Annotated in this window: 14 protein-coding genes; 7 read left to right on the top strand and 7 right to left on the bottom strand. The window is 54.1% G+C overall.

Annotated elements, in window-relative coordinates:
• A partial coding sequence (locus COW20_19505; GenBank protein ID PIW45701.1) for a hypothetical protein occupies window positions 1–741 on the bottom strand: 741 nt, incomplete at its 3' end.
• 412 nt (window positions 742–1,153) lie between these two features.
• Window positions 1,154–5,695, bottom strand: coding sequence for a hypothetical protein (locus COW20_19500; GenBank protein PIW45700.1), 4,542 nt, complete (start codon window positions 5,693–5,695; stop codon window positions 1,154–1,156).
• On the opposite strand from COW20_19500, the gene COW20_19495 reads away from it, so the two are divergent.
• Window positions 5,694–8,114 (top strand): hypothetical protein, encoded by a 2,421-nt coding sequence (locus COW20_19495; GenBank protein ID PIW45699.1) that lies wholly within the window; start codon window positions 5,694–5,696, stop codon window positions 8,112–8,114. The genes COW20_19500 and COW20_19495 overlap by 2 nt on opposite strands.
• Here COW20_19495 and COW20_19490 read toward each other — a convergent pair.
• A complete protein-coding gene (locus COW20_19490) occupies window positions 8,111–9,295 on the bottom strand; it encodes a hypothetical protein (protein ID PIW45698.1) in 1,185 nt (394 codons plus the stop codon). The genes COW20_19495 and COW20_19490 overlap by 4 nt on opposite strands.
• A gap of 60 nt (window positions 9,296–9,355) precedes the next feature.
• Window positions 9,356–9,940, bottom strand: coding sequence for a pseudouridine synthase (locus tag COW20_19485; protein ID PIW45697.1), 585 nt, complete (start codon window positions 9,938–9,940; stop codon window positions 9,356–9,358).
• Window positions 9,941–9,965: 25 nt separating this feature from the next.
• On the opposite strand from COW20_19485, the gene COW20_19480 reads away from it, so the two are divergent.
• A complete protein-coding gene (locus tag COW20_19480) occupies window positions 9,966–10,775 on the top strand; it encodes a hypothetical protein (GenBank protein PIW45696.1) in 810 nt (269 codons plus the stop codon).
• 4 nt (window positions 10,776–10,779) lie between these two features.
• Here the strand turns inward: COW20_19480 and COW20_19475 are convergent, their stop codons facing one another.
• Window positions 10,780–11,478, bottom strand: a complete 699-nt coding sequence (locus COW20_19475) for a methylase (GenBank protein PIW45695.1) — start codon at window positions 11,476–11,478, stop codon at window positions 10,780–10,782.
• A 98-nt stretch (window positions 11,479–11,576) separates the two neighbouring features.
• On the opposite strand from COW20_19475, the gene COW20_19470 reads away from it, so the two are divergent.
• Together COW20_19470 and COW20_19465 are read left to right on the top strand one after the other, a co-directional pair.
• Complete coding sequence (locus tag COW20_19470; protein ID PIW45694.1) at window positions 11,577–12,143, top strand: hypothetical protein; 567 nt, start codon at window positions 11,577–11,579, stop codon at window positions 12,141–12,143.
• Window positions 12,144–12,166: 23 nt separating this feature from the next.
• Window positions 12,167–13,735, top strand: a complete 1,569-nt coding sequence (locus tag COW20_19465; GenBank protein ID PIW45693.1) for a hypothetical protein — start codon at window positions 12,167–12,169, stop codon at window positions 13,733–13,735.
• A 60-nt stretch (window positions 13,736–13,795) separates the two neighbouring features.
• Here COW20_19465 and COW20_19460 read toward each other — a convergent pair whose 3' ends face one another.
• Window positions 13,796–14,542, bottom strand: coding sequence for a hypothetical protein (locus COW20_19460; protein PIW45692.1), 747 nt, complete (start codon window positions 14,540–14,542; stop codon window positions 13,796–13,798).
• Between the two features lie 121 nt (window positions 14,543–14,663).
• On the opposite strand from COW20_19460, the gene COW20_19455 reads away from it, so the two are divergent.
• From COW20_19455 to COW20_19445, 3 genes are all read left to right on the top strand, one after another.
• Window positions 14,664–15,821: a hypothetical protein gene (locus COW20_19455; GenBank protein PIW45691.1), complete on the top strand. Its 1,158-nt coding sequence runs from the start codon at window positions 14,664–14,666 to the stop codon at window positions 15,819–15,821.
• Window positions 15,812–16,471, top strand: a complete 660-nt coding sequence (locus COW20_19450; GenBank protein ID PIW45690.1) for a hypothetical protein — start codon at window positions 15,812–15,814, stop codon at window positions 16,469–16,471. Before COW20_19455 ends, COW20_19450 begins: the two co-directional genes overlap by 10 nt.
• 158 nt (window positions 16,472–16,629) lie before the next feature.
• Entirely contained in the window at window positions 16,630–19,200 is a 2,571-nt protein-coding gene (locus COW20_19445; protein ID PIW45689.1) for a hypothetical protein, read from the top strand.
• Window positions 19,201–19,313: 113 nt separating this feature from the next.
• On the opposite strand, the gene COW20_19440 is transcribed toward COW20_19445, so the two are convergent.
• Window positions 19,314–20,243: a hypothetical protein gene (locus tag COW20_19440; GenBank protein ID PIW45688.1), complete on the bottom strand. Its 930-nt coding sequence runs from the start codon at window positions 20,241–20,243 to the stop codon at window positions 19,314–19,316.
• Between the last annotated feature and the right edge of the window lie 73 nt (window positions 20,244–20,316).

Here is a 20,316-nt window from a genome sequence, read left to right as displayed (position 1 = left end):
GGGGCGGTCATCGTCATCTTCGCGCAGAACCTCAACACTCTCGATCTGGGGTTGCAGACGGCTGTATTCAACAGGTACAGGTTCACCCACGTTCAAGAGTGCATCGGTATACCATTCCCCCAACTCAACGCTCAGGCGGTGATTGCCTTTGAGGTAGAGATCGGGCAAAAGCTGGGTATTCAGGCGGGCTACAATCTCGGTGGCACTGACCGTTTCAACCTGCAATAGAATACTGTCATCGAGCAGCACACGGGCTTTGGGCTCTTTGCCGACAAAGCTCTGTTGTACCAAGGGTGGCTCGTATTGAAAGAGGAAGTTTTTCAGTTTGAGTTCTTTTTCACCACGCCGTTCAAACTTCCCCTTGAGCGTTAAGCGAAGGGGGCTGCCAGCATAGTCGGGCGTAAGCGCCGCTGGTGCAGTGGGGCCAAAGACACTGGCTCCACTTTCTGTGAGTTGAATATCTGTGATCAGCAGTTCAGGGCTGCGCCGACAGCCCGAATGGGGTTTAAACTCGCGCCAATCGTGTTGCCCCAGTTTGGGCGGTTGTTTGGAGGACTTTTTTTCTTGCTTGGTTTCATTTTCTTTATCTGACGCTTTCCCTTTCGGTTTTGCTTCGCGCAGGGATTGAATCAGAAAATCCTGTAAAGTAGCCTCGGTGGGGAGTGTTGTTTGGCTGATTGGGGCGGGCTGACAGGCCGAGAGCAAGAGCAGTGAAACGAGCAGGGTAGATTTGAACGACATCAGAAAACCTCCTGAAAAGCAAAGCGCTGAAAATGATTGGAAAAGGTCAGAACCGTATCAACGGTTTGGAAAGTCACGGGAGGCTGAGCAAAAAAAAGGGCTGACTGATGCGCAAAACCGCGCTCAGCCCGCTCAGTTAAAATTCCACTGAAAATGGACATGCAAAAAAAACGCCCTTCATTTTCTAGCCCTATAGGTGATTATTCAATACACCAAGATAAAAAAATAATAACAGCTATTAAATATTTGTCAATAAAAAGGATTTTGTTTGTTTTTATTGAAATATTACAAAATAAATACAATATTACAGATTGACTTTGATCTGTCTAAATCTGTTAAATATTGCATTTAAATGTCTTTATGATAACGTTTAAATGTCTTTTTCTTGCTTGTTTAAGTCGGAATTGAGGGCTTAATCCCAGCTCTCAAGCCGGTCTTGCACTGCTTCTAAGCGCAGCCGAAGGCTTTCGGCATGGCTTTGAAAGAGGTTGCCTGCCACCATAAAACCCAGCCCGAGCAAGATAAACAGGCCCCAACGCAGCCCCCAGTGGCCCCAGATCAGCGTTGCGCCTGCGCCCCCCAGCAGGCCCAGACAGACAAGCAGCAGCGGCACGTGCAGAAAGGCCCGCTGGCGCAGTACAAAGGCCAGCCAGATCATGCCCAGCACCAGGCCCAGCAGTTCCAGCAGCAAAGCGCCGCGCAGCAGGGGAAAGCCCCATACTGCCATGAGACTTAAGCCTGCGGGGGCCAGCAGCAAACCCAGCCCGATATAAAAGAGCTGGTTGCGGTTGGGCTGGGTGTGCAGGGTTTTCCAGCTCAGCCAGACCAGGCTGAGCGCGATGGGGATAAGCAGGGCATGAACCAGGAGGGTTTTGCTGAACTCAAAGGAGATCCCCAGATTTTCAAAGCTTTGCAGGGGAGAGGCGAGCACTGTGAAAATCCAGGCCAGATTCCAGCTCAGCAGACTCAGCCACCAGAGCCAGGGTTGCTGGGGCAGGCTGCGGGCTTCACGGGCATAGAAAAGTCCCCAGAGCAGCAGCGGCAGCAGTCGCCAGAAATAGAGCAGATTGAGGGAAAGCCCCTCGGGGAAACTGAAGAGGCCCCAAGCCAACAAAAACGGCGTGAGCTGGGCGGCTGCCTGATTGAGCCATTTCGCTTCAGGCAGTATCGGCCAGCGGTGGGCCAGCAGCCAGGGCAGCCCGATCAAAGGCCAGAGCAGCCAGGGCTGATTAAGCATGGCCAGCCAGCTGGCCAGCAGGGTTTGAGCCAGCATCCAGCCTTGCAGCAGGGGGCTTTGGTGCGAACGGTTCAGGCTCCAGATCCACAGCGCTTGCCCCAGAGCCAGCCCGACGGCCAGCCAGGCCCAGCCAGGTGGAGCAGGGGGGAACTCATCGCTGAGCCCCCGCCAGAGCTGAAGCAGGATCACCGCTTGGGTCAGATGCTGCACGCCGAGCAGCAGCAGGTTGAGGGCCCAGAGATCTTTTTTCCAGGCACTTTGGGCAGGCATGCTGCGCTCCAGCGCCCAGAGCAGGCCTCCTCCGGCCAGGGGCAAAAGGGCGGCCTGAAGCGGGGATATCCAGTGCAGACCGTCTTTCAAGACCAAGGCTGCGATTAGGCAAAAGCAGGTAAAAATGTACAAGGGCCAGGGCGAAGGTCTCAGTTTCAGCCGCAGCAGACAGGCGAGCCCGAGCAGCCCCAAACTGAGCAGGGCACTGAGCGCCTGATGCGTCAGTCCCAGGGCACCAAACCCCAGCAGGATCAGGGCAAAACTTCCCCATTCCAGAACCTGTTTGCTTTCAAAGCGCAGCCAGACCAGGGTCCAGACCAGAGCTGCCGCGCTGAAGAAGAGGCCGAGCTGATCCAGGCTCAAATCGGCCTGAAAGATCCAGGCTGCGCCCAGGGTCAAGCTGCTCAAGGCCATGGCCTCCAGCCAGAGCAGGGGCTTTTTCAGGGGCTGCGCCAGCTCTTTGAAGAGCAGGGCCAGGGCCAGAAAATTCAGGAACTGCATGCCATAGAGGGTCAGGGGTTGAGAACGGGTCAGCAGGGCCAATTCAAAGTTTTGCGCCAGATACAGGTTTTGCCAGGGGATCAGCAGGCTGGAAAAAGCCAGACTGCAGCCCGCCAGAATCAGTCCCAGGGTCCAGAGCGGTGAGCTGAAATCTTCAAGGTGGATGCGGGCGTAATTTTCACTGGGCGGGCCTTCAGGGTGACGGTAGGCAATCAAGGCCTGCCACCACTGATTCAGGCCGGAATGTGTTTTCATGCGGCGCGCCAGCTCCAGCCAGAGCCCGGCCAGGGCGGTAAAGACCAAGAGGGGCATTTCAGGCGGCAAAATCTGGGTCAGGCCGAAATAAAGCCCCAGGGTGGCCGAAATAATGCCGGGGTAGAGCCAGAGCTTGGAGACATAAACGCGCAGATTGAGCAGATAGAAAAACGAGGTCAGCATCACGGGCAGGGCTTCTTGGGCGGCGTTGAGCCAGCCCTCTTCGCTGAATAGGTTTTGCAAATCGCCGAAAAAATAGCGCAGCAGCACCACGTTGATAAAAATCGCACCGTGAAAAAAGGGCTTGGCCAGACGCTTCTGTGCCTCGTGGGCGGCATCGTGCCGGGTGCGGTCGCGGCCTTCGAGCAGTTCTTCGACCAGTTTGCCCACAAAGAACCAGCCCAAGCCCAGCATCAGCAGGCTCCAGCTTTGGTAGCGCTGCGGCAGCAGATCGCCGCTCAGTTCAAGCAGGCTGTCACTGGCCGAGACAATCACGAAATAGATCCAGAGCCGGGCCGGGTAGATCATGAAAATTGCGCCGTAAAACAGGGTGGCCAGGGCTGTCAGACGCAGATCTTCGACATCGCTCAGGGTGACAATTGAGGTGATCAGCAGGGCCAGATTATACAAGGGTTCGCTGTAAAGATAGGGGCGCAGATTGGCAAAGCGCTGCCGAAAGCGGAAAGGGTGGTAGCGGTCGGCGTTGAGGCGGGCCCACAGACCTTCGGGTGGGGCTTCCGTTTCGCTGACTGCGGCGCTCTCCTTGCGTCGGGGGGTGCTGAACTGAATCAGCAGTCCCAGCCCGAGCATCAGCCAGGCCAGAGCCAGGGCATAAAAGCGGTAGGCAGCAAAGTTCAGACCCGGTCGCCAGACCGCCAGACAGCTCAGGGCGCTGATGCTGAGGGTGACGATGCCGATATAACTGAAGAGATTGCGTTTCGCCTGGGCGGCATAGCTCAGGTAGACCCCTGCCAACAGGGCCAGCGCGGCCAGGGTCTGCAAAGACCAGTCGCGAAAGAGCGCAATCTGAATCCAGGCCGCACTGCTGAGAAAAATTCCGGTTTGGTGCAGGGCATGGCGACGCCAGTGCTCGGCAGGGGCGACCCAGGCCAGCAGACTCAGGGCCAGGGCACAGGCAGCCAGCATCAGACTGCGTTGGTCAGCCAGCCAGTCCTGACTGAGCCCCAGAAGCGCCAGGGCCAGCAGGGTGGCACTGTAGAGGTAAATGCCCCAGCGCAGAGGGCTGTTTTGCCAGTGGCGGCTGAGGGCCAAGAGCCAGAGTCCGCCCAGGCCTGCGCTCAGCAGCAGGGGCAAAGCTTCACCCGAGGCCAGGGCAATGCCCCCAGCCAGTACCAGGCCTGCCACCAGTTCCTGTTCCCGCACCCATCGCCAGAAAAAATGGGGCCAAGGGGCCTCCAACAAAAGGGCCAGCAGGGCGCGCAGACGATCGGCACTCCAGAAAATGGCAAGGGCAGAGAAACTCAGGGCCAGGCCCATCAGGGGCCAGCTGACGGAATAGATCACGGGCGGCATCAGGGCTGCCAGCAGCAGATAGCCGATCAGCCCCAATTGGGGAATCAGGTTGTGCTGTCGTGTTTCGGGCAAAATCCAGAAATTCTGGGTGGTGCGCCAGAGCCCCAGCAGCACCAGAGGCCAGGGTAGAAAGACACAGAGCTGGGCAAAGAGCCGGGGCCCGCCTGTCAGTTCCAGGCTGAGTGGGGCCAGCCCGCGCAGCAGAGCGCTGAACCAGCCGATGCCGATCAGGGCCAAGACATACAGCAGATCGGGTTTGCCCACCAGGGCCCGCAGCCCCAGCCAGCTCAGCAGAGGCAGCAGCCCCAGGGCCAGAACGGTGATCCCCGCATCAATGGTCTGGGCCGGGTCGAGGGTCACCAGTGAGGCGTAGTCTAAGGGCAGACTGAGCAAAGTGACCAGGGTGAGCATCTGTCCGGTCCAGGGAAAGCGGCGCATGACCCCCAGCCCGGCCCCCAGCAGCCCGGCGCTGTAGGCCAGCATGACGGCATAGATCAAACTGGCCGAACTCATATGCTGAATCACGGGCAGCGAGGAGAGAATCAGGCTGAGCACCCCCAGGGCGATCAGGCCGTTGGTCCAGCGCTGCTGGGTCAGCTTTTGACTCAGCTTCAGCAATTGCAGCAGCACATCGGGGCGATTATACACTTTGGGAGACTTGGCGTGGGGGAGAACCGTTTCATGCACGATCACGGTGAGGGCCGAAGAGGGCACGCTTGCTGTTTCTACGGGAGCAGGGAGTGGAGTTGAACTTTTTGTCTGCTCTGAGGTCTGTTCTGTAGTCTGTGTGGGGTTAAACCAGGCCATACAGGCTTGATACTCACTTTCACTGAGCAGGCGGGAGTGTTTGAGGCGCAGCAGTTCCTGCTGAAAGCTTTGCTTCCAGGCGCGGGCGGCTGTGCCCAGGGTGCTGCGCAGACGTTGGGGGCCCTGGCTGTTTTCTGAGTAGTACCAGGCCAGAATCTGTTCGTGCTTTTGGGTTGAAATCAGGCCGGCTTCGTAGAGTTTTTGCCATTCCAGCAAATAGGTCGCTTCTTCCTGTAAAAGCAGGTATTGGCCTTCCCGGACCGAATCGTAGGGCCGAACGCTTTGTTTTTGCTGAGTTTTTCCCCAGACATAGCCCAGCCAGAGGATAAATATCCCAATCAGTATTTCCATGCCCACCTCTTTCAAAAACTATTCCCAGCTTTTTCGCAGTTTTAAACCCGACCCTCCTTCCTGGCTGTGGCATAATGATCTGCGCAGGTATTTTCCCATGTTAAACCCCAATCAAAAAAGAGCTGTTGAGCATCCGGGCGGCCCCACCCTGGTTCTGGCCGGTGCCGGTGCAGGCAAAACCAGTGTGCTGACCCAGCGTGTGGCGCGTTTGTGCCAGCGTGGCATTTCCCCCAGCCGGATCTTGGTCGTGACCTTTACCAACAAGGCCGCCAAAGAAATGAAAGAGCGTCTGGCCAAACTTTTGGGCAAAGATGTGGTCAAAGAAATCTGGGCGGGCACTTTTCATTCGATCTGTGGCCGGATTCTGCGCCAGGAGATTGAAAACCTGGATTTGGGCTATAACAAAAAGTTTGCGATCTACGACCCCCGCGATCAGGAAAAAGCCATGGACCGTGTGATTCGCAGCCTGAATCTCGATCCCAAAGATTACAAGCCCTCGCAAATGTTGCAGGTGGTGGGCAAGTTTAAGAATTCGGGCATTCATCCCGATGCGATCTCTCCCCGTGAGGTGGAAGACCCCTTTCAGATTCGCGTTTACCGTCAGTATCAGCAGTTTTTGCGCACCAACAATGCCATGGATTTTGACGATATGCTCTTTCTCACCCTGCAACTGCTGCAAGAGCAGCCCGAGGTGCTGGAGCGTCTGCAAGAGCGTTTTGAGCATATTCTTGTGGATGAATACCAGGATACCAATTCGGTTCAGTTTGAGCTGATCAAAAACCTGGCGGATCATTGGCGCAATGTCTTTGTGGTTGGAGACGTGGATCAGAGTATTTATTCCTTTCGCCATGCCAATTTCCGTATTATTCTGCGCTTTCAGCAGGATTACCCGGATGCCACCATTCTCAAGCTCGAAGAAAATTACCGCTCCACGGGCCGGATTCTCGAAGCCGCCAACCAGTTGATCAGCAAAAACAAAGAGCGTTTTGAAAAAACCTTGATTGCCACGCGCGGCCCCGGCGAGCCGATTCGCTTTCATGCCGCCCAACACGAGGATGACGAGGCCAGTTTTATCGTCAAACAGATTCAGCGCCTGAAAGAACAGGACAATCTGAATTGGGGCGATTTCGCCATTCTCTACCGCACCAATTCCCAGTCGCGGCTGTTTGAGCAAAAACTGGTGGGGGCCAATATGCCCTACCACGTGGTGGGCGGTTTTCGCTTTTATGATCGGCGCGAGATCAAGGATTTGCTGGGTTATCTTCAGGTGCTTTCCAATCCCCAGGACAGCCTGAGTCTGCGCCGGATTCTCAATGTGCCCAAACGGGGTTTGGGGCCCAAAGCGCTTGAAACCCTTGAGACTTTTGCGACCTTTGAAGGCCGGGGACTGACCCTCTGGCAGGCGATTCAGGAAGAATCTGTCAGCTGCCAATTGGGGGGCAAAGCCCAGGAATCCCTGCAGGAATTTACCCAGATCATGAAGCGTCTGAGCCAATTGGTTTTGCCTGTGGGAGAACTTTTGGAGCGGGTCTATGTGGAAAGCGGTTACAAGGCTGAAATTGAGGCCGAGACCGATGAGAAAATCCGTCAGAACCGCCATGAGAACGTGCAGGCTTTGATTCAGGCCGCGATAGATTATGAAGACAAAAGCAAAGACCCCACGAATCTGCTGGGCTTTCTTGAAGAAGTCGCCCTTTTTTCGGATTCAGACAGCCGCCAGGAGGGGAAATCTATCATGCTGATGACGGTGCACAGCGCCAAGGGGCTGGAGTTTCCTGTGGTCTTTATTCCGGGCGTGGAAGAGGGGATTTTTCCCCATGTGCGCTCGGTCTATGAGGGCGAAACCGCAATTGAAGAAGAGCGCCGCCTGATGTATGTGGCCCTGACCCGTGCCCGCAACCACCTCTTTTTGATTCACTGCGCAGCCCGTCGCAACAAGCGGGCTTCGATCTCGAACCGGCTTTCACGCTTTATGGTTGAAATTCATGACCACCTGAAAATTCCAGGTACTTTGATGGTGGCTGTGCGCCAGCATGAATACGAGCAGCGTGTGAAAAAAATGAACAACAAGGGCTTTGCCGATCTGCCGGATGAAAATCCACTCAAGATCAGCGGCACCAGTTTTTCGGGTGCGCCGATGGGCCGTGCCCCAGCCGCTTCGGCCCCACGTCCCCAAGCCCCCGCTGCTGTACCGGGTCTGGTACGCGCGACCCCTGCACCCAAGCCCCCGGCCAGTCTGCCGCGCCCTGCAGCAGAGCGGGCTGAACCCCTGGCTTTGCAGGCCGGAGACCGGGTCATGCACCCGCAATGGGGAATTGGCAAGGTACAGAAGGTGATTCGCACCTTGGCCAGTATCAGCTTCGGGGGGCAGACCCGCACCCTGGATCTGAGTGTGGCTCCCCTGCAAAAACTGGGCTAGTTCTTCAGTTTGCCCCCGGCCTTGAGCAGCAGTTCTTTGAATTGTGGGTAGGGCATAATGCCTGCCTGTTTTTGACCATTGATCCAATAGCTGGGCGTGCTGTTGACTCCCTTGTACAGCCCTTCCTGCACGTCATTGAGCACAGAATTGTGAATCTCAGGCTTTTGCATACAGGCTTCGATTTGGGGGCCATCGAGTTTGAGTTCGCTGATCAGACTGGCCCAAAGGGTATTGGCCATCAGGGTATTGGTCATTTCGGCATGGCGGGCATGCAGGCTTTCTGCCGCTTCCCAGAATTTATCCTGGAGCCCTGCACATTTGGCGAAATAGGCTGCCTGACAGGCATTGGCGTGCATCTGGTTATTGCCCAGCAAACGGTTGCAATTTTTATCCAGCGGAAATTCCTTGCGAATCAGGTGAAGATTGCTGAATTCCTGCATGGCGGTTTGCAGGGTGGTTTCAAATTGGGCGCAGAAGGGGCATTGGTAATCTGAGAAGACCTCAAGTGTGACTGCTTCTTTTTCTGAGCCTGCGCTGGCCTGCAGAAGGGCCTTGTCAAAACGCCCCAGGGGATAGGTCGGGCCGCCATGTTTAGGTTTGCTGGATCCCGGCGTCTCGGCTGTGCTGGGGGTTTGTGCCGAAGAATGCGGAAAAAACTGATAGCTGGGAATCAAGATCCCCAGACCCAAGATCACGCCACCGACCCACAGGGCGGGTTGCAGCCCCCAATTTCCCTGCAGGCTGGGGCTGGGTTTCTGAAAATTGGCCACTGCCAAGACCGCAGTGGTAAGCCAGTTGATCAGGTAGGTGAAGAGGCAATAGAGGCAAATCACGTCGAGTTTGAGCTTGGTAATGCCAAAATAATAGAGACTGACCAAAGAAAACAGGCCATAGGCCAGCAGCAGGGGGCGGCGCAGATCTTTGTCCCGGTTCAGGGCCAACCAGAGCAAAACCAGGGCATAGCCCAGCAGGCCCCAAGCCGCCACCGGAATGCCCAGCAAAAAAGCATAGGCACTGCGGGCCACGGCAGAGCAGTTAAACGCCGCGTTGATATTGCATTCGGCATTGGCTCCCCCGCCACTCAAGACGCTGTAATCGAGCATCAGGAGGCGAACTGAGAAAATCAGGCCGAGCGTGGTGAGCAAAAGGATGGCCCAGAAAAGTTTAGGGGTTTGTTTCATAGCTGGTTGACCTCACAGGGGGTATTGTGCGCCCGAAAGCAGGAGAATGACAAGGTTTTTTTATCTCAACTTGTTCAGTAAACCCTGGCGCTCTTCACGTGTCAATTCCCGGACTTGTCCAGGTTTCAGTGCGCCCAGCAGCAGGTTTTCCATGCGCACACGCACCAGCCGCAGGGTGGGAAAACCCACGGCAGCGGTCATGCGTCTGACTTGTCGGTTGCGCCCTTCGATCAGGGTCAGAGAGAGCCAGGCGGTGGGAATCTGCGCCCGGTAGCGAATCGGCGGGGTGCGGGGGGGCAAATCGGGTTCGCTTTCTAAGAGCCGGGCCTGGGCCGGCAGGGTGAAGCCATCTTTGAGACGCAGGCCCTGGCTGAGTTTTTCAAGGGCTTCGGGCGTGGGTATTTTTTCAACCTGGGCCCAGTATTCGCGGGCGTGTTTGAATTGGGGGTCGAGCAGGCGGTGATTCAGGCCTTTGTCATTGCTGAGCAGGAGCAGGCCTTCGCTGTCCTTGTCGAGACGGCCCACGGGGTAAACATCTCGGGGAAAATCATAATCCAGGCATTGCAGCGTTTCAGCGGGATTTTCGCCGCTGAACTGGGTGAGCACGTTAAAGGGTTTATAGGCGATCAGGTAGAGAAGCGACACATTTTACCCCGCTCTTTTTTTCTCTATGATAGCCTCTCTGGAGGGGGCTTTGGCCAGATTGATGTTTCAGCCTGCCCATGATTTGGTCTTTGCTGCCAATTTTGTTAAGATCAATGCTATGCAGCAGCGTGTGTTTCTTTTTTTGCTTTTGGGTCTGCTTTGGGCTTGGCCTGCTGGAGCCGATTGCGGTCTGGCCGTGCAATATGGGCAGATTGAAGCGCGAAAGGCAGCCAGTGGCTATATCTTAGCCGCCCCCCATGGCCTTTTTGATAAATATACCGATCAAATCGCCGGGGCGCTGTGCCAGCAATTGGGCTGGAATTGTCTGATTGCCCGTGGGCAACGCCGTGCCCGTCACCCGATCAATGTCAACCGTCCGACCGAGGGGGTTCATCTTTCCAGTGATCAGGAGCAGCATACCCAGAGAGCCCGTCAGGTCTATGCCTGCTACCGTGAAACCTTGCATCAGCTAAAAACCAGTCATTTTCGCCTTTATGTGGAATTGCATGGCAATGCCCGCTCTGAAAGTCAGCATCAAATTGAAATTGCCACCCCCGGCTTGAGTCTGTTGCAAAAACAACAGGTGGCTGAAATTTTCAGCCGTGCCCTGCAGCAGCAGGGCCTCAGTCCGCGTTTGCGGGTGGCGGTTCAGGGGCTTGAAAAGATCTATTTTACCCATGGCAGCGCACGTAAATTTGGTGTTTTTGCTGAAATGCGCCCTGTTCTGGCGCTTGAAATTCCGCGTTGGGTGCGGCAGGAGCCTGCCGCCAGAAAAAGCTTGATTGCCGCTTTGGCGCAGGGGTTTCACGAAATGGAGCAAGCCGGGGTGTTTTAAAGGCCTAGCGGGCCAGTACGAGCAGGCAAAAGCCTCCCAGGGTTTTGGCGGCCCAATCGGGGTTGAGGGCAAAGGCCAAACGGCGGGGCCAGCGGCCTAAACGGGCTTTCAGGCTGGGGGCAGGTCGGTCGATGGCATAGGTAGTATAGGCTGCATCGAGCACCTCATATCCCGTTTCCTGTAAGGCCCGCAAGGCCAGTTCACGCGTAAAATAATGCAAATGTCCGACCTCATCCCGCCAGCGCGTGAGCAGATCGCGTAAAACTGCCTGGGCCGAGAGATCGAGGGGGATATGAAAAAGAGTATAGTCTGCTTTGCCGCGCAAGCCCCTTAAAAAAGCGAAATAGTCTTCCACGTGCTCAAAAACATCCAAGGCCAAAAGCAGCTCATACCTTGCCTCTGAATGCTTGAGAAAATCACCACAAGTGAAGCTCAATTGGGCATTGGCACGGGATTGAGCCAACTCAATTGCCTGGGGGGAAATATCCCAGCCCTTGAGCTGACTTTCTGGAAAAGCGCCTTGCAGTTGGGCCAGAACCTCACCGGCCCCGCAGCCCACCTCACAGAGACTGGCGGGGTGAAGGTGGTGCTTTTGCAGCATTTTGAGAATCTGGGCGGCTTTCCAGGGGGAATCTTCTGCATGCCAGGTGGGATGCGCATTCAGGTATTGGCCTTGGGTATAGCGGCTTTCTGCAGAGGACATAGGGGGTATCTTAGCAAAAAAAAGACAAGCATGGGCCCAGGGAACAGATTTGCGCTGGGGTGCGTCTTGAGAAAAATCACCGAACGAGGAGTGTCCTTATGCTGCGTATTTTTTGCCTGTGCGCTGTATTGGGTAGTTCAGCCCTGGTCACCACAGGCCAGTCAAGGGCGGCACTGGCTAAAAGCCAGCATCTAAGCAGGCATCAACTCAATGCTTCCCAGCTGCGTCTGCTCAAAGCCTTGGGAACCCCTGTAGTTGTTCCGGGCTATATGCCCGCAGGCTATACCCTGGAAGGGGTTTATGCCCAGCAGACCTGTGCCGGTGTGGGCGGGGGGCCGGGCTATGAATTGCGCTATCTCCATATCGGCGAAGACACTTCCTCGGTGATCATTCTGCGCGGAGCCACAGGCGGCTTTGGTGGCCCGGCGGGAGATGAGCGCCTGCTGGTTAAAAACCCAGTTTTGGGGCCGGTCGGCCTTGAATATTTTAAACCGGGGGGAGCCAGCATGCCCGAGCTCAAACAGGGTTATTATCTTAGCGATTGGGTGGGCAAGGGGCCGCTTTATTTCTCTATAATCACCACAGGCAATCTGTCGGATGAGTTCGCTCCGCCTGCCCGTGCTGAACTCATCAAGGTCTTGCAGGCCCTGGTCTATCTTCCCTAAGCGGCCTTGATACGATAAAAAATATGGAAACTCTCTCAACGATGCACACTTTATCTCACACCCTGAGACTTCATTTTCTACTTGGCTTTTTGCTCCTGCTCAGTTTTGTGTTTAAATTTGAAGCCCAGGCTGCTCCGCAGCTGTCACTGGCGATTCTGGAACTCGATGCCAAGGGCGGCGTCACCCGCGATGAAGCCAGTATTATTACCGATCGGCTGCGGGCCCAGTTTATACAATCGGGCCGGATTCTGGTGCTCGAACGCACGAAAATGGAGGCCATTCTCAAGGAACAGGGCTTTCAGCAATCCGCTTTTTGCGATGATACCGCCTGTTCTGTCAGAATTGGCAAACTCTTGGGGGTCAAAGGACTGATTACAGGCAGTGTCAGCCGCTTGGATACGGTTTATACCCTGAGTGCCCGTGTGTTGGATATTGAACGCGGCGTGATTGTGCGTGAGGTCTTTCAGGATTGCGAATGCCCACTGAAGCAGGTTTTGACAGATATTGCACCTGTGATTGCGCTGCGTCTTTTGGGTGTTTCTGCAGGCGGAGCGAGTCTCAGCCCACAGAAGCCAAGCCCCTTGCCGCCAGTAGCGGGGGTCAGATTGGAAACCTGGGCTGGCAACGGCTGGGGAGGGAGTCTGGATGGCCCTGCCGCAGAGGCGAATTTCAACGAGCCCACGGATTTGAGCTTGGATCGTCAGGGCAATCTTTTGATCGCAGACTCTAAGAATCACCGTATCCGTCAGCTTTCAAGCGCGGGTTATCTTTCCTCGTTTGCAGGGCGCAATGAACTTAGCGATCTGATCGGCCCCAGTTTTGCCGATGGTCTGAGAGATCAGGCCCGTTTCAATTCCCCAATGGCCATGGCCTTGCATCCTTCCGGTACGCTGTATCTTGCCGATACAGATAACCACCGTATCCGCATGATTTCTCCGCAGGGAGAGGTCAGTACCTTGGTGGGAACCGGGGTGGCGGGCTATAACGATGGCAATCCCGCAGTGGCCCAGTTCCGCCGACCTCAGGGGATTGCCGTGGATGCCCAGGGCATCGTTTATGTGGCCGATACAGACAATCACTGCATTCGCAAGGTCACGCCCCAAGGTCAGGTGAGCACTGTGGCCGGCAGCCGCCAAGAGGGTTTTTTGGATGGAAAGGGCTTTCAGGCCCGTTTTCGTTATCCCCAGTCCTTGCTTTTGGATCCCCAGGGCCGTTTGTGGATTTCAGATACCTTCAATCACAGTCTTCGCCAACTTTTGCCCTCGGGGGAAGTATTGACTGTGGCGGGGAATGGGCAAGAAGGGTTTGTGGATGGGCCTGCTCCCCAGGCCCGTTTCCGTTTACCGCATGGTTTGGCCTTGGATGCTCAGGGGGCTCTGTATCTTGCCGATACGGGCAATCACCGTATTCGTAAGCTTTTGCCTTCAGGTGAGGTGATTACGGTGGCCGGGAATGGCCAAGCCGCTTTTGCGGATGGCAATGCGGCTGTGGCCAGTTTGAACCAGCCCTGGGGTTTGGCCTTGGATGCCCAGGGCAATCTCTTTGTTGCAGATCGAGGCAACCAGCGGATTCGCAAAATCCTCTGGAAATAAGCCTAAAAAAAGGCCCGGAGACAATCTCCGGGCCTGTGAGCGAATGGAAAAACGAAAGCTTTATTTGGCTTCGATCATCAGGCGCAGGGATTGACCATAGCTGAAGCCGTCTTTGCGTTCAGCAATCGGTACAATCGCTTCGCTTTCAGCGGCTCCCATATTGGTTCCGGCCTGGCGGGGAGCTTGATCAGCACCCTTGCCGGGTTCTTGATTCATTTCGGTGCCTGCATCCCAGAGTATGACTTTGCTGGTCATATCGCCAACGATCGGTGAATTGCCATTGAAGAGCGGAATCCCCATATCTGCAGGAGCGTAAAAGGCATCATTGCTTTGACCAAACATGGTGGTAAAAGAAAGATAGTCACCGGGCTGGGCGCTGAAGCTGAATTGGAATTTTTTACCTGGAGTGGCGGGGCCAGGTTTGCTGTCACCGACGGGGGTATCGAAGACCTTTGCGCCAGGAATGGCTGCTGCCAGTGTCGCTGGATTGCCATCTTCGGCCTGAGCTTCAAGGCCCTGGCCACGATCTTTCTGGCCCATGCTGAAGATCGGCATGCCCCCCCGGTGCACGATAAAGATTCCGGGAGAAAGGGGGCTGGCTGCATCAGCGGGGGTTTCAAGGGTGACTGTAAAGGTTTTCATGGCAGCAGGCGCGGTTGTAGAGGGCGTGGGGGAATAAACATTTGTCTCAGCGCCGGTAGCAGCAGAGGGTTGGGGCTTGCCTGTTCCGCCAACGGGTGAGTTGGGTACTTTATCGCAGGCAGCCAGAATCATAACAGCAGAAAGAGCAATCAGAGCGAATTTCATTGAGTGAAATCTCCTTGGAGTTGATGGTTACAGTATAGAAAATATTCTCACAATTTGTCAACATAAAATCATTCAAAAAGTAAGATTGTATTTTTAGGTTTACTTATTGTATAATTTTTGTATGCGTTCACCCTCTGATTCTCACTCGGCCTTTGGCGAAAAACTTCAATTCCTGCGCAAAGAGCGGGGCATGACTCAGATTGACTTGAGCCAGCTCAGTCAACTCTCCAAGTCTTATGTCTCGTTTCTGGAAACAGGTGTGCGGCATCCCTCTCGTGAGGTGGTCCTGCGTGTGGCTGAGGTTTTAGATCCTGAGGCGCTTTTGGGCCTCAAAGATGAACTTTTGATTCTTGCAGGTTTTACCCCCGAAGACCCTGCCGAACTCAGACAGAAACCTTTAAAATCTACGCCGGGGCGCAAGGATTTTCACAGCTTTTTACAATACAGCCTGCAACTGATTCGGCAAGGAGCCTATGATTTGGCGCGTCAGACCATTGAACAGGGGTTTCAGCGTTTTCATAAACCTGCGCAAATGCAAACCCTGCTGGCCCATCTGGAATTGGCGCAATCCCGCTTTGAACAGGCCATTCTGCTCCAACAGACAGCGCTACAGCATGCCCAGTTGGCTCCCCAAGAGCAGGAACCCGGTCTCAGTGAGATTGATCTCATTCTGAATTTGGGGGTGATGTTTTTTTTATGGGGCGATCAGGCTTTGTTTGCCGCTGAACCTCAGCTCGATCTGGCGTCACAGCGTTATTTGAAAGCTTTGCATGAGTTTGAAAAGGGGCTGCGCAAAGCTCCTGCCCATCTTTATTTGCTTGACGAGGCCGGGCGCGTGCATTTCAATCTGGCCGATCTTTCGGCTGCAGAAAGTGCGCAAGAGCATTGGCGGTCGGCCATTGCCTGTTTCCGAGCTGTTCTGGCTCACCCTGATAAACAGCAGCTCAGTCTTGAAATCCTGCGCGAAAGCGCGGCCTTTCTGGCCTTGGCTTTTTGTAAAGTTGAATCGTTTGTGGCTGCGGGTCTTTTGCTGGACAGTTTGAGTCTGGTGCCCGAGCCGGATTGGTTGTTGCGGTATGTTCAGGCCTGTTACCATAGCCTGTATCATCGGCAGGATCCGGAGGGGGGGCATTTGCAACGGGCTTTGGCCTGTTTGCGTCAGGCGATTGCGCTGAACCCGGCTGCCCGTGCGCAAGCCCGTCAGGATCAGCACAAGGATCTGGCAGTGCTGGCTGAAGTGTGTTCCCAGGAATTTGAGGAGGTAGCGCAATGCGAGTAAAGGGCTTGATGGGAGGCCTGGCAGGGCTGATGCTGCTGAGCAGTTGTCAGGTGGGGCTGCCTGCTGCGCCTGTGGCTTTGACAGCCGACCAGATGTTGTCACTGTCGATTACACCCCGTACCAAGGGCAGTACTTTGACCGGCGTTGTGCTCTGGCCATCAGAGATGGCAGTTCCCACGGCGCTGAGCTTTGAAATCAAAGTGTCGGGGCGCGATCTAGCCCAGAGCGCGATGAGTGATGCCCAGGGACATTTTCAGCTTGAAAATCTACCTGTGGCAGAAATGGGCGAACGGCTGCGAATCGAAGCCCGTGCCATGGCGAATCCACAACTGGTCTTGAAAGCGCTGTTCAAGCCTCCTGGGGCGTCAGGTTCTATGCAAACCCAGGTCAGCCTGGAGAGTACGGCAGTGGTCGCTGTGCTTGACTATGCCCGCAGCATGAGCAGTCCACTCATGAATTTAGCCCCTGAGCGTTTCATGATGCCAGATGTCCAGCCCATGGTTGCTGAGGTCAAGCAACGCATGATGCCGTATTTGAGCCAAACCCTTGAAAAACCTCTGGAAGCAATGCCACCCGTTCAGAACCAGGTGCAGCAGATGCTGAAAAAGCTGGAGGCGATGCCGGGAATGGTGGACGCCTCTCCGCGCTGAAACTTTCCTTTGGCAAGAACTTTTGGGGCCTGAATTTTTGTCTGAAAAACTTCTTTTTTTGCCTAAAAACTTCAATTTTTATGTTTATTGTTGATATTTAACTTATTTAATGCGCTGTGTTAAACTGAATTTTAATTTCAAGCAAGAGGATTTTTAAGATGTTGCCGAGAATATATGTTTTGCTTTCTGGGTTGACCTTGGCTTCAACGCTGTTCCTGGCTCCTGCCCAGGCCACAATTGAAAATGCCCTGGATGCTGTGCCCAAGGGGGCCAATCTGGTCACTGCTGTGCAGACCGAAGCCCAGCCCTGGGCGTATTTTGCCTCACGCAAACCCTTTTCTGAGTTAATGAAGCAGGAAACCGTTACTGAAATTCTGAGCGAACTCAAAAAACGGGGATTCGAGCCTGAAAAAGATCTGCTGCCCGCTTTGGGTTCTCATGTGGCGATTGCGGTATATGGCACACCCGAAGCAAAAGAATTGAAAAATTTAGAGTTTCTGCTTTCCTTTGATTTGGCCTCAGAAGAAAAAGGAAAAACCCTGCTGAAAAAACTGCATCAAATGGATACGGAAGGCCTGAGCCAGACCGAAACCGTGCATGCCCTTCAGATTCACAGCCTGCGCGTACCCGAATTGGAAGGCCTGAAAAGCCCGCTGACGATCTCAGCGGTGGTCAGTGGTAAGAACCTCCTGTTGAGTTTGGGAGAAGGCAGCACTTTGCTCAAGCGGGCCCTGATGGCACAGGGCAGCCGCTCGGGAAACATGCTGGCAGAGGCCCCTTTTCACAAGGCCTTTCTTCAGGTCAAAGAAACCCCACTCTGGTTCTGGGCCAATCAAGCCTTCTCAAGTCAGATCAATGCCAGTATTTTGGGCAAGGAAGACACCGATTCTTTGGGTTTGTCTTCCAAAGAATTGGACAAATTAACAGCTGGAACAGCCTTCAGTCTGACCCCCAGTTCGCAGGGGCTGCGATTTACTTACCATACGGTATTTGCACCCGATTTGCCTGAAGAATGGAAACGTTTTTACCAGCGTTGGGCCGAACCTGCAAAACTGCCGCTTCAGCCGCTTCTGAACCAATTGCCCGCTGATTCCATTCTGATCATGGGAGGGCAAAAGCTCAATTGGATTTCTCAGCTCACGCCCGAAGGCAATTCGAAAGCCACCCAGGAAATCAAGAAGATTTACCAGACCTTGGGCGAAATGAGCAAAGAAGTCTTCCCCAAGGGAACAGGGCTGGATTTTGAAAAAGAAATCCTGACCAAACTGGATGGTCGCTATGCCGTTATTTTTGACCAGAGCGAGAAAAACCAGCCCCAGGGAGCTTTGTATTTGGGCATTCAACCTGAAGAACAAACCCGTTTTTCTGAGCTGATCCGTGATAAATTCAGTTTGGATTTTTCGGGCAGTCCTTTTGCAGAGGCGCAAAATCGTGCCAAAAGCTCATCGGTGAAAGCCAATATGCATACAATTCAAACCATGGTTGAAACCTTTGGCGTGGATTGGGGAGGGCTTTATCCTGAAACCATTCAGCAATTGGCCCAGGAAGCGCAAAACAATGCCAATCCCTATTGGAAAGACGTGGTCAACCCCGTCAATCAGGCCAAGGGAATGGGTTTGAAAAAAGCACTTTTGGATTATAAAACCTATAAAAATTATCAACCCCATGCCAGTTTTTCAGGCATGGTTTTTTATGCCCCTCAAGGCCAAGGCGTTTATGATAAAAACTGTAAATGCAAACGGTATCCTGGCTATCGGATCTATGGCTATACCCCCAGCGGTGAGCTGTATCAAATGGGGGCCGATCTGGATATGGAAAAAATTGCAGAGAAACTGCCTGCTTCTGGAGCGAAAGAACACGATCCAGCTTTGAAATTTGAGACGAAGCCCGTTCTCTATGCTGGCCATTCAATTTACAGTCTGAAATGGCCAGCAGAGGACAATGACCCCACTCTGGATTTTCACCCGGCTTTTGCCCAGGTGGGAGATCTCTGGGTTTTGGGCTCCAATCTGAAGGTGGTTAAGCGGGCGATTGATCAAGCAGGCAAACCCGGCCTGGGGCAGAATGCGGCTTATCAGGCGCTGCAGGGAAAAATGCAGCATTCAGAGGCTGATGTTATGCTCTATCTCAATGCCAGTGAACTTGAGAAAGGGGTCAGCCATCTCATGGCCGATGCCCGCGAAAAAAGCGAGACAGATGCTTTTTTCAGCGCCTTTCGGGGGCTTTTGGTGCATATGAACCAAGAGCAGCAGGGGGCCAGTGGCCAGATTGAGCTGGCCATTGAAATGGATAAACTCGATTTTGAGAAACTGGCCTCTGTTTTTTCTGAGCTTGTGAATATGCCGGATTCTCCGAATGACCGGGCCAATCTCAGCTCGGTGAAAGCCAATATGCACACGCTCCAGACCATGGTTGAAACCTATGGGGTGGATTTTGCGGGCACTTACCCTCCCCATCTGGCTGTTTTGGAGGAAGAAGCGAAGAAAACGGGGGGCTATAGCCCTTATTGGAAAGAGTTGACGAATCCTTTTACGGGAAAAGTAGGCATGGGCCAACGCGGCGCTTTGATGGATTACAAAGACTATACTCCCTCTCCTGACTTTGCTGGCATGGTGCTCTATCAGGTAGATCCCGGTGAAAATCCAACCAAATACTGGATTTATGGCGTGGATCAAAAGGGAGAATTGATTCAGGACAGAGGTTCGGTCTTTGTTTTGAGCAATTCCTGAAATTGAGGTTTGGGGCGCTTGATCAAAACAGAGTGGGAGCCCCAGCCCTTGATCTTTGCGTGCAAAAAAAATCCCGGAGAAATCTTTCTCCGGGATTTAACTTAAAAGCTGAATCAGCGGTTGAGACGGTTGCGGGCGTCTTCCAGCTTGGCTTGAAGTTCTCCTTGGCGACGGCGGGCATCTTCGAGGGCTTCTTTGTCTTGGCCCATGCGGCGCTCGATCTGGTCTTGTTCATGCCAGTCGGTCTGTTCCAGACGCTCTTGCTGGGCTTGAACTTCGGGTTCTTTGCGCTCAATAAAGGCTTCAACTTTTCTCAGGGCTTCTTCAAGGCGTTGAATGCCTTCTTCCTGACGTTGCTGGCGCTCTTCACGATGGGCTTTGCTGCGCTCTTGCAGGCGGTTCCAAAGTTTATCAAATTCACCCCGGAAACGTTGACGATCTACAGGCTTTAAAGGCATTCCGCCCAGTTCTTGCTGAATCGCTTTAAAGCCTTCGCGGGCTTCACGCAGGGAGGTGTTTTCAATCACTTCAGCCGCTTCGCTGACCAGGATATTGGCCCGTTCGAGCAGACGGCCCTGAAGGCTTTGGCGGGCTTCATACTGTTGTGAACGCAGGGTTTTGAGTGTTTGCCAGCAGGCATCACGATCCATACGGCTCAGGCGACGGCCTTCCATTTCCAGCCAGAGACGGCTGTCTTCGAGGGCTTGCCAGGCTTTTTGCAGAATACTCTGCAGGGCTTTAAAATCGGTTGCAGCCATTACTTCTTCATTGCTGGGAACCACGACGTTATTCAAACGTTCTTCAATTTCGGTACGCAGGATCTGAGAGGCTTCATTGCGCTGGGCCTGTTGCTGGCTGCGCAGGGCGTCCAGACGGGCTTGGAGAGGGGCTGACTGCTCGGCAGGCAGGCGCATATGTTTCATCAGTCCTTCCACGTTCTGTAATTCGCGTGAAAAGCCAGGACCCCCTACGAGACTCTCCAGATTTTCAAGTGCAATCTGCAGTTCAAGGGTGTTCTGTTCAAGTTGTAAAGTGTCGGTCATGGAAAAAAAATAGTCCTTTGTGAAATCAGGCCGGAAATTCGGCGGTTTATTCATTGTACCGCCAACTTGATCT

The organism is bacterium (Candidatus Blackallbacteria) CG13_big_fil_rev_8_21_14_2_50_49_14, assembly GCA_002783405.1.
In the GTDB taxonomy this organism is placed as follows: Bacteria; Cyanobacteriota; Sericytochromatia; order UBA7694; family UBA7694.
Note: the sequence above shows the minus strand (reverse complement) of the source record. Positions and strands in the feature narration are given on the sequence as shown.